Source organism: Klebsiella sp. Lac1 (assembly GCF_009825425.1).
Lineage (GTDB): Bacteria > Pseudomonadota > Gammaproteobacteria > Enterobacterales > Enterobacteriaceae > Klebsiella > Klebsiella electrica.
On record NZ_VJZJ01000002.1, the window covers coordinates 259515 to 275941 of the forward strand.

Annotated in this window: 16 protein-coding genes; 12 read left to right on the forward strand and 4 right to left on the reverse strand. The window is 57.8% G+C overall.

Annotated elements, in window-relative coordinates; translation table 11 throughout:
- Positions 1–3: 3 nt before the first annotated feature.
- Positions 4–555 (reverse strand): ribosome biogenesis factor YjgA, encoded by a 552-nt coding sequence (gene yjgA, locus FNY10_RS16640; protein WP_004857200.1) that lies wholly within the window; start codon positions 553–555, stop codon positions 4–6.
- 95 nt (positions 556–650) lie between these two features.
- Between yjgA and pmbA the strand changes: the two genes are divergently transcribed.
- The 12 genes from pmbA to FNY10_RS16700 all read left to right on the forward strand — a co-directional run bounded on the left by pmbA (position 651) and on the right by FNY10_RS16700 (position 11451).
- Positions 651–2003, forward strand: a complete 1353-nt coding sequence (pmbA, locus tag FNY10_RS16645) for a metalloprotease PmbA (RefSeq protein ID WP_160702459.1) — start codon at positions 651–653, stop codon at positions 2001–2003.
- Between the two features lie 106 nt (positions 2004–2109).
- Complete coding sequence (gene cybC / locus FNY10_RS16650; protein WP_100685385.1) at positions 2110–2499, forward strand: cytochrome b562; 390 nt, start codon at positions 2110–2112, stop codon at positions 2497–2499.
- Between the two features lie 311 nt (positions 2500–2810).
- Entirely contained in the window at positions 2811–3149 is a 339-nt protein-coding gene (locus tag FNY10_RS27040; protein ID WP_100685384.1) for a glycine dehydrogenase, read from the forward strand.
- A gap of 11 nt (positions 3150–3160) precedes the next feature.
- Positions 3161–3523 (forward strand): SFCGS family glycine-rich protein, encoded by a 363-nt coding sequence (locus tag FNY10_RS16660; protein ID WP_004098072.1) that lies wholly within the window; start codon positions 3161–3163, stop codon positions 3521–3523.
- A gap of 2 nt (positions 3524–3525) precedes the next feature.
- Complete coding sequence (locus FNY10_RS16665; RefSeq protein WP_131049426.1) at positions 3526–3825, forward strand: DUF4312 family protein; 300 nt, start codon at positions 3526–3528, stop codon at positions 3823–3825.
- Positions 3826–3846: 21 nt separating this feature from the next.
- Positions 3847–4623: a DUF4311 domain-containing protein gene (locus FNY10_RS16670; protein ID WP_100685382.1), complete on the forward strand. Its 777-nt coding sequence runs from the start codon at positions 3847–3849 to the stop codon at positions 4621–4623.
- A gap of 13 nt (positions 4624–4636) precedes the next feature.
- Entirely contained in the window at positions 4637–5278 is a 642-nt protein-coding gene (locus FNY10_RS16675) for a DUF4310 family protein (protein ID WP_100685381.1), read from the forward strand.
- Positions 5279–5320: 42 nt separating this feature from the next.
- Positions 5321–6454: an amidohydrolase/deacetylase family metallohydrolase gene (locus FNY10_RS16680; RefSeq protein WP_131049427.1), complete on the forward strand. Its 1134-nt coding sequence runs from the start codon at positions 5321–5323 to the stop codon at positions 6452–6454.
- The gene (locus tag FNY10_RS16685) at positions 6438–7556 is read left to right on the forward strand and encodes a DgaE family pyridoxal phosphate-dependent ammonia lyase (RefSeq protein WP_100685379.1); all 1119 of its coding nucleotides are present in this window, start codon (positions 6438–6440) and stop codon (positions 7554–7556) included. The genes FNY10_RS16680 and FNY10_RS16685 overlap by 17 nt, the downstream gene beginning before the upstream one ends.
- On the forward strand, positions 7553–8293 hold the full coding sequence (gene dagF, locus FNY10_RS16690) for a 2-dehydro-3-deoxy-phosphogluconate aldolase (RefSeq protein ID WP_141965463.1): 741 nt from the start codon (positions 7553–7555) through the stop codon (positions 8291–8293). The genes FNY10_RS16685 and dagF overlap by 4 nt, the downstream gene beginning before the upstream one ends.
- 73 nt (positions 8294–8366) lie before the next feature.
- Positions 8367–9518, forward strand: coding sequence for a lactonase family protein (locus tag FNY10_RS16695; protein ID WP_100685377.1), 1152 nt, complete (start codon positions 8367–8369; stop codon positions 9516–9518).
- Positions 9519–9540: 22 nt separating this feature from the next.
- The gene (locus FNY10_RS16700) at positions 9541–11451 is read left to right on the forward strand and encodes a PRD domain-containing protein (RefSeq protein WP_160702457.1); all 1911 of its coding nucleotides are present in this window, start codon (positions 9541–9543) and stop codon (positions 11449–11451) included.
- Between the two features lie 6 nt (positions 11452–11457).
- Here the strand turns inward: FNY10_RS16700 and nrdG are convergent, their stop codons facing one another.
- From nrdG to treC, 3 genes are all read right to left on the reverse strand, one after another.
- Positions 11458–11922, reverse strand: coding sequence for an anaerobic ribonucleoside-triphosphate reductase-activating protein (gene nrdG, locus FNY10_RS16705; RefSeq protein ID WP_160702455.1), 465 nt, complete (start codon positions 11920–11922; stop codon positions 11458–11460).
- Between the two features lie 195 nt (positions 11923–12117).
- Positions 12118–14253 (reverse strand): anaerobic ribonucleoside-triphosphate reductase, encoded by a 2136-nt coding sequence (gene nrdD, locus FNY10_RS16710; protein WP_160702453.1) that lies wholly within the window; start codon positions 14251–14253, stop codon positions 12118–12120.
- A 491-nt stretch (positions 14254–14744) separates the two neighbouring features.
- Positions 14745–16400 carry an alpha,alpha-phosphotrehalase gene (treC, locus tag FNY10_RS16715; protein WP_160702451.1) on the reverse strand — a complete coding sequence of 552 codons (1656 nt, stop codon included), beginning with the start codon at positions 16398–16400 and terminating at the stop codon, positions 14745–14747.
- Positions 16401–16427: the final 27 nt, after the last annotated feature.

Genomic DNA, 16427 nt, shown 5'->3' on the forward strand with positions numbered 1-16427 from the left:
GAGTTAGCTTTCGCCTTCAGCCAGTTCACGCAGATACTGGAAGATAAGACGCGCGGATTTCGGCGGCTTGTTGCCTTCTTTCTCTTTTTTGGCGTTACGGATAAGCGAACGCAGCTGCTGACGATCGGCGTCGGGCCACAGGTTTAACACTTCCGGTACCGCATCATCACCTTCTTCAATCAGGCGGTCGCGAATCATTTCCAGCTTATGGAACAGCGCAACCTGCTGGTTGTGGCGGTTCTTCAGCTTGTCCAGCGCCTGGCGAATCGGATCGACATCGCGGCTGCGCAGCATTTTACCAATCAGCTGCATCTGGCGGCGGCGACCCTCTTTCTTGATACGCTGGGCCAGTTCAATGGCGTCGCGCAGGTCGCTATCGAGCGGGATTTTATCCAGCGCGTTTTTTCCCAGCTCAACCATTTCAGCGCCAAGACGCTTCAGTTCTTCTGCGTCACGTTTAATTTCACTTTTACTGACCCAGATAATTTCATCGTCTTCATCTTCAACGTCATCACCGGGCACGTCGTCGAGCCAGTCATCGGGCTGCTTAGTCATCTCAGGCTCCTTAAAAAAAGAGGCTAATGTTACCAGTTAAGGCGCGCACTGAAAAACGGTTCTCTGTTAGACTTCACTTAACACCTTCCTACATTATGGCATTAGCGATGAAAGTCATCTCTCAAGTTGCACAACAGCGCAAGACGCTGGAAGAGGCCGTGACCACGGCGCTGGAACTGGCGGCAGGCAAATCAGACGGTGCGGAAGTCTCCGTCAGCAAAACCACCGGCATCAGCGTCAGCACCCGCTACGGCGAGGTGGAGAACGTAGAATTTAATAGCGATGGTGCGTTAGGCATCACCGTTTATCATCAGAACCGCAAGGGAAGCGCCTCCTCAACCGATCTGAGCCCGCAGGCGATTGCCCGTACGGTGCAGGCGGCGCTGGATATTGCCCGCTATACCTCCCCGGACCCGTTCGCCGGCGTGGCGGATAAAGAGCTGCTGGCCTTTGATGCCCCGGATCTTGACCTGTTCCATCCGGCGGAAGTGACCCCGGATCAGGCGATCGAGCTGGCCGCGCGCGCGGAACAGGTCGCCCTGCAGGCGGATAAACGCATTACGAATACCGAAGGCGGCAGCTTCAATAGCCACTACGGCATTAAAGTGTTCGGCAACAGCCACGGCATGTTGCAAAGCTACTGCTCAACCCGCCATTCGCTCTCCAGCTGCGTTATCGCGGAAGAGAACGGCGATATGGAGCGCGATTACGCTTACACCATTGGCCGCGCGCTCGAGGATTTGCATACCCCGGAGTGGGTCGGCGACGAATGTGCCCGCCGCACCCTATCGCGCCTGGCGCCGCGTAAACTTGCGACAATGAAAGCACCGGTTATCTTTGCCAACGAAGTGGCCACCGGGCTGTTTGGGCACCTGGTCGGCGCTATCGCCGGCGGCGCGGTCTATCGCAAATCGACGTTCCTGCTCGACTCCCTCGGCCAGCAGATTCTGCCGGAGTGGCTGACGATTGAAGAGCATCCGCATCTGCTGAAAGGGCTGGCCTCGACGCCGTTCGACAGCGAAGGCGTGCGCACGCAACGTCGCGACATTATTAAAGACGGCGTGCTGACGCAGTGGCTGCTGACCAACTACTCGGCGCGTAAGCTGGGGATGCAGAGCACCGGGCATGCGGGCGGCATTCATAACTGGCGGATTAACGGCCGCGGCCTGAGTTTTGAAAAGTTGCTTAAAGAGATGGGCACCGGACTTGTCGTCACCGAATTGATGGGCCAGGGTGTCAGTGGCGTGACCGGCGATTATTCGCGCGGCGCTTCTGGCTTCTGGGTTGAGAATGGCGAGATTCAGTATCCGGTAAGCGAAATCACCATCGCAGGAAATCTGAAAGATATGTGGCGTAATATTGTCACTGTGGGTGACGATATCGAGCTGCGCAGCAACATTCAGTGCGGTTCCGTACTGCTGCCTGAGATGAAAATCGCCGGACAGTAATTGCGGATTATCCCCACTATTCAAGATGCAGTTTGCAGAATAACCTGTACAGAAGGGCGCTCCTTGCAGCGCCCGTTTGCTTAAATAATAAAAAAGGATGTGAGCAATGCGTAAAAAACTGTTAGCAATGCTGGCTGTCTCCGCCCTGACTATGGGGTCTGTTTCGGCGTTCGCCGCTGAGCTGGGCGAAGATATGGATACCATCGCGAAAAACCTGCAGGTGGTGCAGAAAACCTCCGATGCCGGCGAACTGAAAGCGGCATTGACGAAGATGCGCGGTGCCGCCGTGGATGCGCAGAAAGCGACCCCGGAGAAGCTGGAAGGCAAAGCGGCGGACAGTGCGGAAATGAAAGACTATCGTCACGGTCTGGATATTCTGATTGGTCAGATTGACGGTGCGCTGAAGCTGGCGGAAGAAGGTAAAGTGAAAGAGGCGCAGGCTGCCGCTGAAGGGTTCAAAGCGACCCGTAACACCTACCATCAGAAATACCGCTAATGCCTGTTGCAGGAGGCTGCTGTCGAGGCCTCCTGCACATCCCCCCACGATAAAACCCTGCTGGCATCACACTTTTTCCTTTTTCTTTTCCGCTTCTTCAGGCAACGGCAACCGCCAGCGCCATGATTTCTTGTGATGCTCATCACGCGATTTCGTCCAAAACATCCTCTTCTCGTCAGTTTCACGCCGATTATGTGCAATGGATCACGCAAGCCGTCCGCCTTTCCACTTCGAAGTGGAAAACAACTCGCTACAAACTCCTCCCTCCCGGCGCTAGTTTTATCCTCAGAGACATCAACGGGGTAACACTAGTGAATAACGGAGCGGTAATAAACGACGTAGGGGAACAGGCAAAGCAAACCGAGCTGCTGGCTGAGAAGATGCTGCCGCGGGTTTATGCGCTGTTAAGCCGTCGCAATATCATCCCCAACGCCGTCCAGCAGCAGATGCTGACCTCCCACGTGCGGGCGATGGCCCACCGGTCGATTAGCGGCGAGCCGCTGCCGGAAGTGGATGCCAGCCTGTTTGAAGAAATTTCAGAAGATTCAATGATGCTTGCCCGCGAAGTGGTCGCGGAATTCGGCAACCTGCCAGAAGAAGAGTCCTGGTTGCTGTCGGTCCACTTCGAAGTAGCAAAAGACAACCTGTAAGGAGCAATAAAATGGAACAGATTACTGTGGTTATTGGCGACCGCCTGGGTAAAGGGCAAAAAGTGGCCGCTGGCGCGGAAAAAGCCGGTGCTCGTGCGGTTGTTGTACCGGGGGTTGCCGCCGATATGAAGCTGGGCGACATGATGAAAGCAGAAAATGCCACCTTCGGCATCTCCTTCTGCGGCAGCGGCGGCGCAGGCGCCATCACCGCGCAGAACAAGCACGGCTACAAGGCAAAATATGGCATGCGCTCCGTTGATGAAGGCGTGACCGCTATCAACGAAGGCTACAACGTTCTGGGTTTCGGCTTTATGGATAAAGAAGAGCTGGGCGAGCGCCTGGTGGAAGCCTGGAAAAAGAAATACGGCGCGTAAGCATGAAAGAACAATTCACCACCACGGTGAGCGTGAAGGGGAAAGGCGAAAGCAAAGCACGGGCCTTCGCCGACGCCCTGAACCATGTACAGGCAGCGGTGATGAAAACCTCATCGCATATCTTACTGCGTATTGAGCCACAGGATGTGAAGGTTGTTCGTGCGCATGAAGCGACGCGTAAAGAAGCGTTTCTGTTCTTCTTTTTACGTCGTGAACGACGGACCTACAGCGTGGAGCTGGATGTCACCGTCAACGTGACGGCCATTGATGTCGAGAAAGTGGATTTCGTCACGCAAACCTGAATTTCATCATAGGGTTAAACTATGTTCCTGATAATTTTAATAAAATCGCTCATTATCGGCGGCCTGGTCGGCGTCGGAGTGGGCGCCGGAGCGGCACGCATGTTTCATGCGCCTACCACTCAGGGGATGGGGGCGTTTCGTACCCTGGGCGAGCTGAATTCCTGCGAAGGCGATCCGGCTTCCCACTTCTCCTTTGGTCTGGGATTCTTCTTTAACGCCTGGGCCTCTTCCGTTGCAGCGGGCTCATTCACTCAGGACGTCGATCACCGCATTATCCCGAACTGGGGCGCCGCGGCATTGATGTTGAAAAACCGTAACGTCGGCGAAACGCTGCACGATCCGAAGAAAATGGCGATTGCCTGCGGCATCATCGGCATGCTGGTGGTCGCCTTCTTAAACCTGACCGCCTCTTCCGTACCGGAAGCGCTGCAGGTCACCGCGGTTAAGGTGCTGGTCCCGGCGGCTAACCTGCTGGTTAACACCGTGATGCCGGTAATCTTCTGGCTGGCGGCCATCGATGCCGGTAAAAAATCGGGCTTCTGGGCCACCATTTTCGGCGGCGCAGCGCAGCTTATCATGGGCAACGCCGTACCGGGCCTGGTGCTGGGGATCTTGATCGGTAAAGGCGTAGAAGAGAGCGGCTGGAACCGCGTCACCAAAGTGATGATGTCGGCCATTGTCGCGCTGTTTGTCCTGAGCGCCTTCTTCCGCGGCTTCGACATTAAGACACTGCAATCCTTCCATCTGACTGTGCCGAACTGGTTGGATCTGATCCACAACTCGCTCAGCGGCAAATAACAGGAGCCTCGACATGGAACAGAATAAAGGTTTTTGGTATGCCGACTGGTCGTTTCCGATCTTTGTTGGTCTGCTCTCCTCCGGCGTTTTCGCCGGGACCCACATGTATTACCTCTACGGTATCGGCGCGTTTAACGAAGTGGCTTTCGTGGCCATGCTGAAAGCGGGCATTGATACCGGCGCTTATGGCGCGGTGGCCGCGTTTGGCGCCAGCTTCCTCTTCGCCCGTATTATCGAAGGCTCGCTGGTCGGGATCCTCGATATCGGCGGCGCCATTCAGACCGGCGTGGGTCTTGGCGTTCCGGCGCTGCTGCTCGGGGCTGGCGTTGTCTTTCCGGTGGCGAACTTTGCCGCCTCGCTGGCGACCGGTCTCGCGCTGGGCCTGGCGATTGGCTACATCATCATTCTGGCGCGTAAGTTCACCATCAATCAGAGCGACTCCACCTACGGCGCCGATGTGATGATGGGGGCCGGTAACGCCTCAGGCCGCTTCCTCGGGCCGTTGATTATCCTCAGCGCCATGACCGCCTCGATTCCTATCGGTATCGGTTCTTTGGTCGGCGCGCTGCTGTTTTACATCTGGCAGAAGCCTATCACTGGCGGTGCCATCCTCGGCGCCATGATTTTAGGTTCACTATTCCCGGTAGCGCTGTGACACCAACGGGCGCGTATGCGCCCGCCTTAACAGGAGATACCTATGTTTGATCTACTCCTGCGCCGTGCGCGCCTCGTCGACGATACCCTGACCGATATCGCCATCCACGACGGAAAAATTGCCGCGCTGGGCGAGATTAGCGCGTCAGCGCGTAAAACCGTTGATCTGCACGGCAATTATTATGTCAGCGCCGGCTGGATTGATTCCCACGTTCACTGCTACCCGAAGTCGCCAATTTATCATGACCAGCCGGACAGCGTCGGTATCGCCACCGGTGTCACCACCGTTATCGATGCCGGGAGCACCGGCGCGGACGATGTCGATGACTTTTATCAGCTGACCCGCCAGGCCACCACCGAAGTGTATGCGCTGCTCAATATCTCCCGCGTCGGGCTGATTGCCCAGAACGAGCTGGCCAATATGGCCCATATTGACGCGGATGCGGTGAAGCAGGCGGTCACACGCCTCCCGGACTTTATCGTCGGCCTGAAGGCGCGCATGAGCAGCAGCGTTGTCGGCGAGAACGGGATTACGCCGCTGGATCGAGCGAAAGCCATCCAGCGGGAAAACGGCTTTCTGCCGCTGATGGTGCATATCGGCAACAACCCGCCGAATCTCGACGACATCGCCGGGCGGCTCAGCGCAGGCGACATCATTACCCACTGCTATAACGGCAAACCGAACCGCATCCTGACGCCGGAAGGCGAGCTGCGCAGCGCGATTACCCGCGCCCTGCAGCGCGGTGTGCGGCTTGATGTCGGCCACGGTACCGCCAGCTTCAGCTTTGACGTGGCCCGACGGGCCATTGCGATGGGCATTCTGCCGCACAGCATCAGTTCCGATATTTACTGCCGCAACCGCATTGACGGCCCGGTTCGCTCGCTGGCGCTGGTGATGTCGAAGTTTCTCGCCATCGGCATGACGCTGCCGCAGGTCATTGACTGTGTCACCGTGAACGCCGCCGGTGGGCTGCGCCTGAAGAGCAAAGGGCAGCTGGCCGTGGGCTATGATGCCGATTTAACGCTGTTTAGCGTGCAGCATGCGCCGACGGTGCTGGTAGACGCGGAAAAAGAGAGCCTGCAGGCTGACAAAATTCTGGTGCCGCTTGCCGCGATTCGCGCAGGCAAGGGCTATCTGACCGAACAAGGGAGCGCGGAAAATGCCTTCGATTTTTGAAAAATACCATCTCAAGCAAGTCATCAACACCTCCGGTCGCATGACGGCGTTAGGCGTCTCCACCCCGCGCCCGGAAGTGGTGGAGGCGGTGATGAGCGGCATGAATCACTACTTCGAAATGAAAGACCTGGTGAACAAAACCGGGGAATACATTGCCCGGCTGCTGGATGTGGAAGGGGCGACCGTCGTCTCCTGCGCCTCGGCGGGGATTGCGCAGTCGGTGGCGGCGGTGCTGGTGAAAGACAGCAACTGGCTGCTGGAAAACCTGCATGTCACGCCGGTTGAGAACAACGAAATCGTGCTGCCGAAAGGCCACAACGTCAATTTCGGCGCGCCGGTGGGCACGATGGTCGCGCTGGGCGGCGGCAAGCTGGTGGAGGCGGGCTACGCCAACGAATGTTCCGCTGACCAGCTGGCGGCAGCGATTACCCCGCGTACGGCGGCGATTCTGTATATCAAATCTCACCACTGCGTGCAGAAAAGCATGCTCAGCGTAGAGCAAGCGGTGGTTGTGGCGCGTAAACATAATCTGCCGCTGATCGTCGATGCGGCGGCAGAAGAAGACCTGCAATGCTACTACCGCGCCGGTGCTGATCTGGTGATTTACAGCGGCGCGAAAGCGATTGAAGGGCCGACCAGCGGTCTGGTGGTGGGCAAAACTCAGTACGTTGAGTGGGTGAAACGCCAGTCGGCAGGCATTGGTCGGGCGATGAAGGTGGGTAAAGAGGGGATCCTCGGCCTGACCTGCGCGATTGAACATTATTTGCTGGCGCGCAAAGAGAGCGGCGATGAGATGGTCGCCAAAATGACGCCGTTCCTTAACCAGCTGAATACGCTTAATGGCGTCACCGCTCGCGTGGTCTGGGATAGCGCCGGCCGTGATATCGCCCGTAGCGAAATCAAATTTGATGAAGCCGTGACCGGTATCGCCACCGGCGAACTGGTGGACGCGCTGAAACAGGGCGAATACGCCATCTACTTCCGCGGCTATAAGGCCAACGAAGGGATTATTGAAGCCGATGTCCGCAGCGTGAACGCGCAGCAGCTGGAGATTGTCTCTCGTCGCATCGCCGAGGTTCTGAACAAGGAGAAAAACGCATGAAACTGACCCCCAACTTTTATCGCGACCGGGTATGCCTGAACGTCCTGGCGGGCAGCAAAGACAACGCCCGTGAGATCTACGAGGCGGCGGAAGGTCACGTCCTGGTCGGCGTGCTCTCCAAAAACTATCCGGACGTGGCGAGCGCGGTGGCGGATATGCGTGAATACGCGCAGCTGATTGATAACGCACTCTCGGTAGGACTGGGAGCGGGCGATCCGAACCAGTCGGCCATGGTCAGCGAAATCTCGCGTCAGGTACAGCCGCAGCACGTTAATCAGGTGTTCACCGGCGTCGGCGCCAGCCGCGCGCTGCTCGGGCAGAACCAGACCGTGGTCAACGGCCTGGTGTCGCCGACCGGCACGCCGGGTAGGGTTAAGATCTCAACCGGCCCACTGAGCAGCGGCGCGCCGGACGGGATTGTACCGCTGGAAACCGCCATCGCCCTGCTGAAGGACATGGGCGGCAGCTCCATCAAATACTTCCCGATGGGCGGCCTGAAACACCGCGATGAGTTCGTCGCCGTGGCGCAGGCCTGCGCCCGCCATGATTTCTGGCTGGAGCCGACCGGCGGCATCGATCTGGAAAACTACAGCGAAATTTTGCAGATCGCGCTCGACGCGGGGGTCAGCAAAATTATTCCGCACATCTATAGCTCGATCATTGATAAAGCCAGCGGCAATACCCGCCCGGCGGACGTTCGCCAGCTGCTGGAGATGACTAAAGCGCTCGTCAAATAGGTTGCTTGTCCCCGCCGCGCGCGTTGCTCTGCAAGACGCGTGCGGACCCCCATTGAACCATCAAGGAGTCACTATGCCCACCGCTCGTCACCTGCTTGTTGCTTCACTTTCTCTGCTGGCCGCCGCCGCCAGCGCGCAAACGCATTATGCCTGGGTCGGCACCTATAACCCGAATGGCGAAGGGCTTTACCGCTTTACCGTCGACGGTAAAACCGGCGCGCTGCGCGATAAGGCGCTGGTCAGCTCGCTGCCGAACGTTGCCCAGCTCACCGTCGCGCATGACGGGAAAACCCTGTATGCCGCCAGCGAAGTGGAAAAAGGGGTGGTGCAGGCGTGGCGGATTGAAGCCAACGGCGAGCTGACCGATCTTAACCAGGTCTCCTCTGCGGGGGCCGGGCCGGTCTATCTGTCGCTGACGCCGGATGGTCGCCATCTGCTGGTGGCGAACTATGTCAGCGGAACGGTGGCGGTGCTGCCGATCAAAGACGACGGCAGTCTCGGTGAGGCGGTTGATAGCCATCAGGATCAGGGCCCTGCCGGCGCAGAACGGCCGGCGGCAGCCGCTGAGGGGAGCTTTGCCATCAGCGATCATAACGGTCCGCATGCCCATATGATCGCCGCCGATCCGAGCGGGAAATATGTCTATTCTACCGATCTGGGGCTGGATCGGATCTATCAGTACCGGCTGGACAACGGCAGCGGCAAGCTGACGCCGAACGATCCGCCGTTTATCGCCGCCTCTTCTGCCGGCGCCGGGCCGCGGCACTTTGTCTTTACGCCGAAAGGGGACGGCCTGTGGCTGATTAATGAAGAATCCTCGACGCTGACGTTCTATCATCTTGATAAGCAGAGCGGGCTGTTGCGCGAGGGCAAAACGGTCTCCGCGTTGCCGAAAGGGTATAAAGGCACCAGTTTCGCGGCGGGCCTGGCGCTGAGCGCCGATGGAAAACAGCTGTATGTCGCCAACCGTTTACATAACAGCATTGCGCATTTTAGCGTGATGGCCGATGGCAGCCTGAGCCATCAGCAAGATATCTGGACCCGCGGTGACTACCCCCGCACGCTGACGCTGGATACTCAGGGGCGGTGGCTGTACGTCATGAATCAGCGTAGCGATAATATTACCCGTTTTAGCGTGGCGCCACGGAGCGGCAAGCTGACCTTTGCCCCGGATTACACCCCGGTAGGCAGCCCATCACAGATGGTTATCTCCGCTCAACCGTGAGCCGTAAGATGAAGGAACCGACATGCGATTTCCCAACCAACGTTTAGCGCAACTGTTTACTTTGCTGCAAAACGAAACGCTGCCGCAGGATGAGCTGGCGCAGCGGCTGTCGGTTTCTACTCGTACCGTGCGCGCCGACATTACCGCGCTTAACGCGTTGTTAGTGGAGTATGGCGCGCAATTCATGCTGACTCGCGGCAGCGGTTATCAGCTGAAAATCGACGACCCGCTGCGCTACCGGACCCTGCAGGAGCATGCGCCGAAGCCGCAGCAGATTCCGCGTACGGCGACGGATCGCATCAACTTTCTGCTGGTGCGCTTTTTAACCTCCGCGTTCTCCATCAAGCTCGAAGATCTGGCGGACGAGTGGTTTGTCAGCCGGGCGACGTTGCAAAGCGATATGGCCGAAGTGCGTGAGCGCTTTCAGCGCTATCAGCTGACGCTTGAGACCCGTCCACGGCACGGCATGAGGCTGTTTGGCAGCGAAGTGTCGATTCGCGCCTGCCTGACCGATCTGTTATGGCAACAGGCGCAGCAGGGGGGGATAAACCCGCTGATGGATGAGGAAGCGCTGAACTCGGATGTGCAGGAGCAGCTTGGCGATGTGTTGCAGGAGATCCTGACCCGCCACCATGTGCGCCTCACCGATGAAGGCGAGCGCTTTATCCGGATGTACAGCGCAGTGACGGTGCGTCGCGTCAGCCGGGGCTATCCGCTGGCGGAATTCAGCGCGGAGGATGTCGCGCAAAACGTGCGGGATGCTGCGCGCGATCTGGCCGGCGTATTGCAGCAGCTGGCGGGCAAGGCTCTCTCTCCGGCAGAAGAAGCGTGGCTGTGCGTGCATCTTGCCGCCCGTCAGGTTCAGGACGTCGATCCGGGCACTATCAGCGCCGACGATGGCGAAGCGCTGGTGAACTACATCCTGCGCTACATTAACAGCCAGTATAACTACAACCTGCTGGACGACGCCCAGCTACATGCCGATCTGCTGACCCACGTTAAAACCATGATCACCCGGGTTCGCTACCAGATAATGATCCCCAACCCTCTGCTCGATAATATTAAGCAGCACTACCCGATGGCGTGGGATATGACCCTCGCGGCGGTGACCAGTTGGGGGAAATACACGCCCTATGCCATCAGCGAAAACGAGATTGGTTTCCTGGTGTTGCATATCGGCGTCGGACTGGAACGTCATTACAACATTGGCTATCAGCGGCAGCCGCGGGTGCTGCTGGTGTGCGATACCAGCAATGCGATGGTGCGGATGATCGAAGCCATTTTGCAGCGTAAATATCCGCAGTTAGAAATCGCTGCCACCCTGTCGCAGCGGGAGTATGAGCAGCAGACGGCGGTCGCTGAAGATTTTGTCATCTCGACCGTGCGGATTGGCGAAAAGGATAAGCCGGTGGTGACCATTGCGCCATTCCCGACCGATTATCAGCTGGAGCAAATCGGCAAGCTGGTGCTGGTGGACAGGACCCGTCCGTGGGTGCTGAATAAATATTTCGATGCGGCCCATTTCCAGGTTATCGATGCGCCTCTCGACCGCCAGACGCTGTTTGCCGGGCTGTGCCAGCAGCTGCAGCAGGAAGGATTTGTCGATGCCGGGTTCCATGACTCGGTGGTCGAACGCGAGGCCATCGTCAGCACCATGCTGGGCGACGGTATTGCGCTACCTCACGCCCTTGGCCTGCTGGCGCAAAAAACCGTGGTCTATACCGTCATTGCGCCGAACGGTATCGCCTGGGGCGATGAAACCGCCCATATCATCTTCCTGCTGGCGATCAGCAAAAGCGAGTATGAAGAGGCGATGGCGATCTACGATATTTTTGTCACCTTCCTGCGCGAACGCGCGATGGCCCGGCTTGCCGCGACGCGCAGTTTCGAGGAGTTCAAAGCGGTGGCGGTGGAGTGCGTCAGCCGTTTTTGATTACCGTTATCTTAAGCGGTGGACGACCTGATTGCTGCTGCCGCGCCAGATCAGCGCCGGATCTTTTAAATCCTGCACAAACTTACCGTCGACCAGCACGTTAATCAGATCAACCACTTCCCGCTGCGCGTCGTTCAGCTCGTCGAGCTTATAACCGGTCCAGACCCAGATATCCTTCCCGGGGCATTCGGCGAGGATGCGGCGCACCAGCACGAGGATCTCCGGCACGTTCTGCGGATGCAGGGGATCGCCGCCGGAAAGGGAGATCCCCTGGCGTTTGATTCGCGTGTCGTTGAGATCGGCAATGATACGGTCGGCCATCGCGGTTGTGAACGGTAGCCCGGAGTTGAGTCGCCAGGTGCTTTTGTTATAGCAGCCGGGGCATTCGTGGACGCAGCCGGAGACGAACAGGGTGCATCTTGTCCCTGGCCCGTTGACGATATCGACGGGGTAGTATTGGTGATAATTCATTGTTTCCTCTTCTCATTTGACGCTGCAGCGGCGTTGGCTGCGCTCGCTCGCCCGGGTCACTTACTACAGTAAGTTCCCCGGGACTGACTCGTTTGCCGCCTTGCTACAACGCCAACTGATTTGAGGAAACCTACGCTGGTGCGTTGTAGCCCGGACAGGCCGCTGGCGGCGCTATCCGGGATGACGGTGGCGAGATTAGCCGAGTTGACCGTTGCCGAGATGTTTGACCCGGCGTTTCACCTCTTCCTGCTTCCCGGCGTTGAACGGACGGGCGTCCGGGCTGCCGAGATAGCCGCACACGCGACGGGTCACCGACACCCGTGCCGCATCGTGGTTGCCACATTTCGGGCAGGTAAAGCCTTTACTGGTACATTCGAACTCGCCGGTAAAGCCGCACTCATAGCACTCGTCGATCGGCGTGTTGGTTCCGTAATAGGGGACGTGCTGGTAGCTGTAATCCCAGACATCTTCCAGCGCCCTCAGGTTATGCTGGATATTCGGGTACTCGCCGTAGCAAATGAAGCCGCCGTTGGCCAGCGGCGGATACGGCGCTTCGAAGTCAATCTTGTCGTACGGATTAACCTTTTTTTCCACATCGAGGTGGAAACTGTTGGTGTAGTAGCCCTTATCCGTTACGCCCTCAATGACGCCAAATTCGGCGGTATCAAGACGGCAGAAGCGATCGCAGAGGTTTTCGCTCGGCGTGCTGTACAGGCTGAAGCCGTAGCCGGTCTCTTCTTTCCAGCGGTCGACGGCGTCACGCAGACGCTGGACGATGGCGACGCCTTTTGCACGCAGCGCATCGCTGTCGTACATGTGCTGATTACCTGACAGCGCGTTGATGGTTTCGTGGATGCCGATATAGCCCAGCGAAATGGAGGCGCGACCGTTTTTAAAGATCTCTGACACCTCGTCGTCGGCATTCAGGCGTACGCCGCAGGCGCCTTCCATGTACAGGATCGGCGCCACGCGAGCTTTCACCCCTTCCAGGCGAGCGATGCGCGTCATCAGCGCTTTGTAAGCCAGATCCAGACGGTTATCCAGCAGCTTCCAGAACGTCGCTTCATCCCCTTTGGCTTCCAGCGCAATACGCGGCAGGTTCAGGCTGATCACGCCGATATTGTTGCGGCCATCGTGGATCTGCTCGCCGTTTTCTTCATACACGCCGAGGAAGCTGCGACAGCCCATTGGCGTTTTAAACGAACCGGTGACTTTCACCACCTGATCGTAGTTGAGGATGTCCGGGTACATCCGTTTGCTCGCGCACTCCAGCGCCAGCTGCTTGATGTCGTAGTTCGCATCGCCGAACTTGTGGTTCAGGCCGTCGCGAATGGCGAACACCAGTTTCGGGAACACCGCGGTTTTGCGGTTTTTGCCAAGGCCAGCGATGCGGTTACGCAGAATCGACTGCTGAATCAGGCGGGATTCCCAACTGGTGCCGAGACCAAAGCCAAAGGTGACGAACGGCGTCTGCCCGTTGGCGGTATGCAGAGTATTGACTTCGTACTCCAGCGACTGGAAGGCGTCGTAGCACTCTTTCTCGGTGCGCGAGCGGGCATAGCCTTCCGCATCAGGGATCTGCCACTGTTCGGCGATTTTACGGTGCTTGTTGCAGCTTTCTTTGACGAACGGCGCCAGCACTTCATCGATGCGGTTAATGGTGGTGCCGCCATAAATATGGCTGGCGACCTGGGCGATAATCTGCGCCGTCACCGCCGTGGCGGTGGAGATCGATTTCGGCGGTTCAATCTCCGCGTTGCCCATTTTAAACCCGTGGGTCAGCATACCTTTCAGATCGATAAGCATGCAGTTGAACATCGGGAAGAACGGCGAATAGTCGAGATCGTGGTAGTGAATCTCACCGCGCTCGTGGGCAAGCACCACATCGCGCGGCAGCAGATGCTGACGGGCATAGTGTTTGGCGACGATCCCGGCCAGCAGGTCGCGCTGGGTCGGGATGACTTTACTGTCTTTGTTGGCGTTTTCGTTGAGCAGGGATGAATTGGTTTGTTCAACCAGACCGCGAATCTCCTGGTTCAGGCGGCCGCGTTTTTCACGCTCGATATCGCGGTCGTGGCGATATTCGATATAGGCGCGGGCCAGCTGTTTCCACGGCCCTGACATCAGCTGGTTCTCAACGGCGGTCTGAATCTCGTTGATATCAACCTGGCTACGGCCCTGCATCTGCTGGCTAACGACTTCTGCGACGGTGGCGCAATAGTCTGCGTCATCGACTCCCGCTGCTTTAGCTGCACGCAGAATTGCTTCTTGAATGCGCTCAGATTTGAACGGCACTTTACAGCCATCACGTTTCATCACATGCGGTGTCATGATCACTCCATACTTTATAAAACAGGTTATCCACAGAGGCGGAAGAATCACCGGCGTCGCGGGGGCTATACCTGCCGCCGTTTTACGTCGGTTCCGGCCCTTTTTATCCACATCCCACCACCGCCACAGAACGATGGGATGTGCTGACATAATAGACGATTAATACAAGATGTAGGGCCGAGATGCATTCTAAATTCTATATGTAGTGATTTGCATCAAAGATGTTTGCGATTTTATTGATGCAGAACAAAGTAAAAAGGTGAGAGTACGGATGGTGGGCGCTGGGACTTATGTAAATTTATCTGACTATAAAATAAGCAAAAATTGGCCTGGAGGGTGGAAGTATTCAGGCCGGAAATACCGTGCCTCAAACCATCACGGTGGCGCTGAGTCAATCGACCTGCTGCGGCAGGGGATAGCGTGCCGGTTGCGGGCTACGGGCCCGGCAAAGTTGGCCGACCCGTAGCCCGGTAAGCGCAGCGCGCCAGGGCTTATTCCTGTAACCACCATACCGCTTCAAACGGCCGCAGGGTCATGGCGGCAGGGCGATTCGCCGCTTCCGCGTAATTGCTTATCAATACCTGCCAGTCGCCGTCCGCCTCCTCCGGCTGCCAGCCCTGGAACTCGCGGCTCAGGTTTGCCGCGACGACCAGCGTTTTCCCTTGCCACTGGCGGCGATAGCACCACAGCGACGGATGCTCAGGCAGCAGATCCTGATAGTCGCCCCAGGTCAGCACCGGCGTGGTTTTACGCAGCGCAATCAGCTGCTGATAGGTGTAAAAGACCGAATCCGCATCCGCCAGCGCCGCCTCGACGTTGATCGTCTGATAGTTATCGCACAGCGCAATCCACGGTTCACCGGCGGTAAATCCACCCTGCTCGCGAGCGTTCCACTGCATCGGCGTGCGGCTGTTATCGCGCGATTTACTCGCCAGAATCGCCAGCAGCTCGTCGGGTGCCTGGCCCTGCGCCGAGCGCTCAATAAACATGTTATGGCTCTCGAGGTCGCGATACTCGTCGATCTGCGAGAAGTGCGGATTGGTCATGCCAATCTCTTCGCCCTGATAAATGTAGGGAGTGCCCTGCATGCCGTGCAGGACCATCGCCAGCATTTTTGCCGCCGCTACCCGATATTCGCCTTCATCGCCAAAACGCGACACGATGCGCGGCTGATCGTGGTTACACCAGAACAGCGCATTCCACGCCCGGTTGTGCATGCCCTGCTGCCAGTGGCTGAACAGCGCTTTCAGCGCCACGTAGTCCGGGCGCGCGAGGGTCCATTTTTCACCGCCGGGATAGTCCACCTTCAGATGGTGGAAGTTAAAGGTCATCGACAGCTCGCGACCGTCCTGTGCGGCATATTGCTGGCAATGTTCCAGTGAGGTGGAGGACATCTCGCCGACCGTCATCAGATTACGCGGCGTGAAGACATCGCGGCTCATCTCCTGCAGGAATTCGTGGACCCGCGGACCGTCGGTATAAAAACGGCGGCCATCGCCCTGGGTATCCGAGGGGAAGGTTTGATCTTTCGAAATCAGGTTGACCACATCGAGCCGCAGGCCGTCGACGCCGCGGTCGGCCCAGAACTCGCACACCTTTTTGAGTTCCGCGCGCACGGCCGGGTTTTCCCAGTTGAGATCCGCCTGTTCCGGCGCGAACAGATGCAGGTAGTACAGCCCGCTCTCTGCGTGCCACTGCCAGGCGTTGCCGCCAAACTTCGAGCGCCAGTTATTGGGCGGCGTCGTCGGTTCGCCATCGCGCCAGAGATAAAACTGGCGGTACGGGCTCTCTTTGTTTAACGACTCGCGAAACCAGGCATGGGCGGTAGAGGTATGGTTGAAAACCATATCCAGCACGATGCGGATGCCGCGGGTTTTCGCCTCGGCCACCAGTTCGTCGAAATCATCCAGCGTGCCGTAAGCGGGGTCGATGGCGGTATAGTTCGCCACATCATAGCCGTTATCGACCTGCGGAGAGACGTAGAAGGGCGTCAGCCAGATGGCGTCCACGCCAAGTTTTTGCAGATAGTCGAGGCGCGAGGTGACCCCACGCAGATCGCCGGTCCCGCTGCCGGTCGTGTCCTGGAAACTCTTCGGATAAATTTGATAAATAACGCCGTTTTGCCACCAGTGGGGGAGGGTATTCATATCGCTTTCCTGCTACAACGAAGGGGG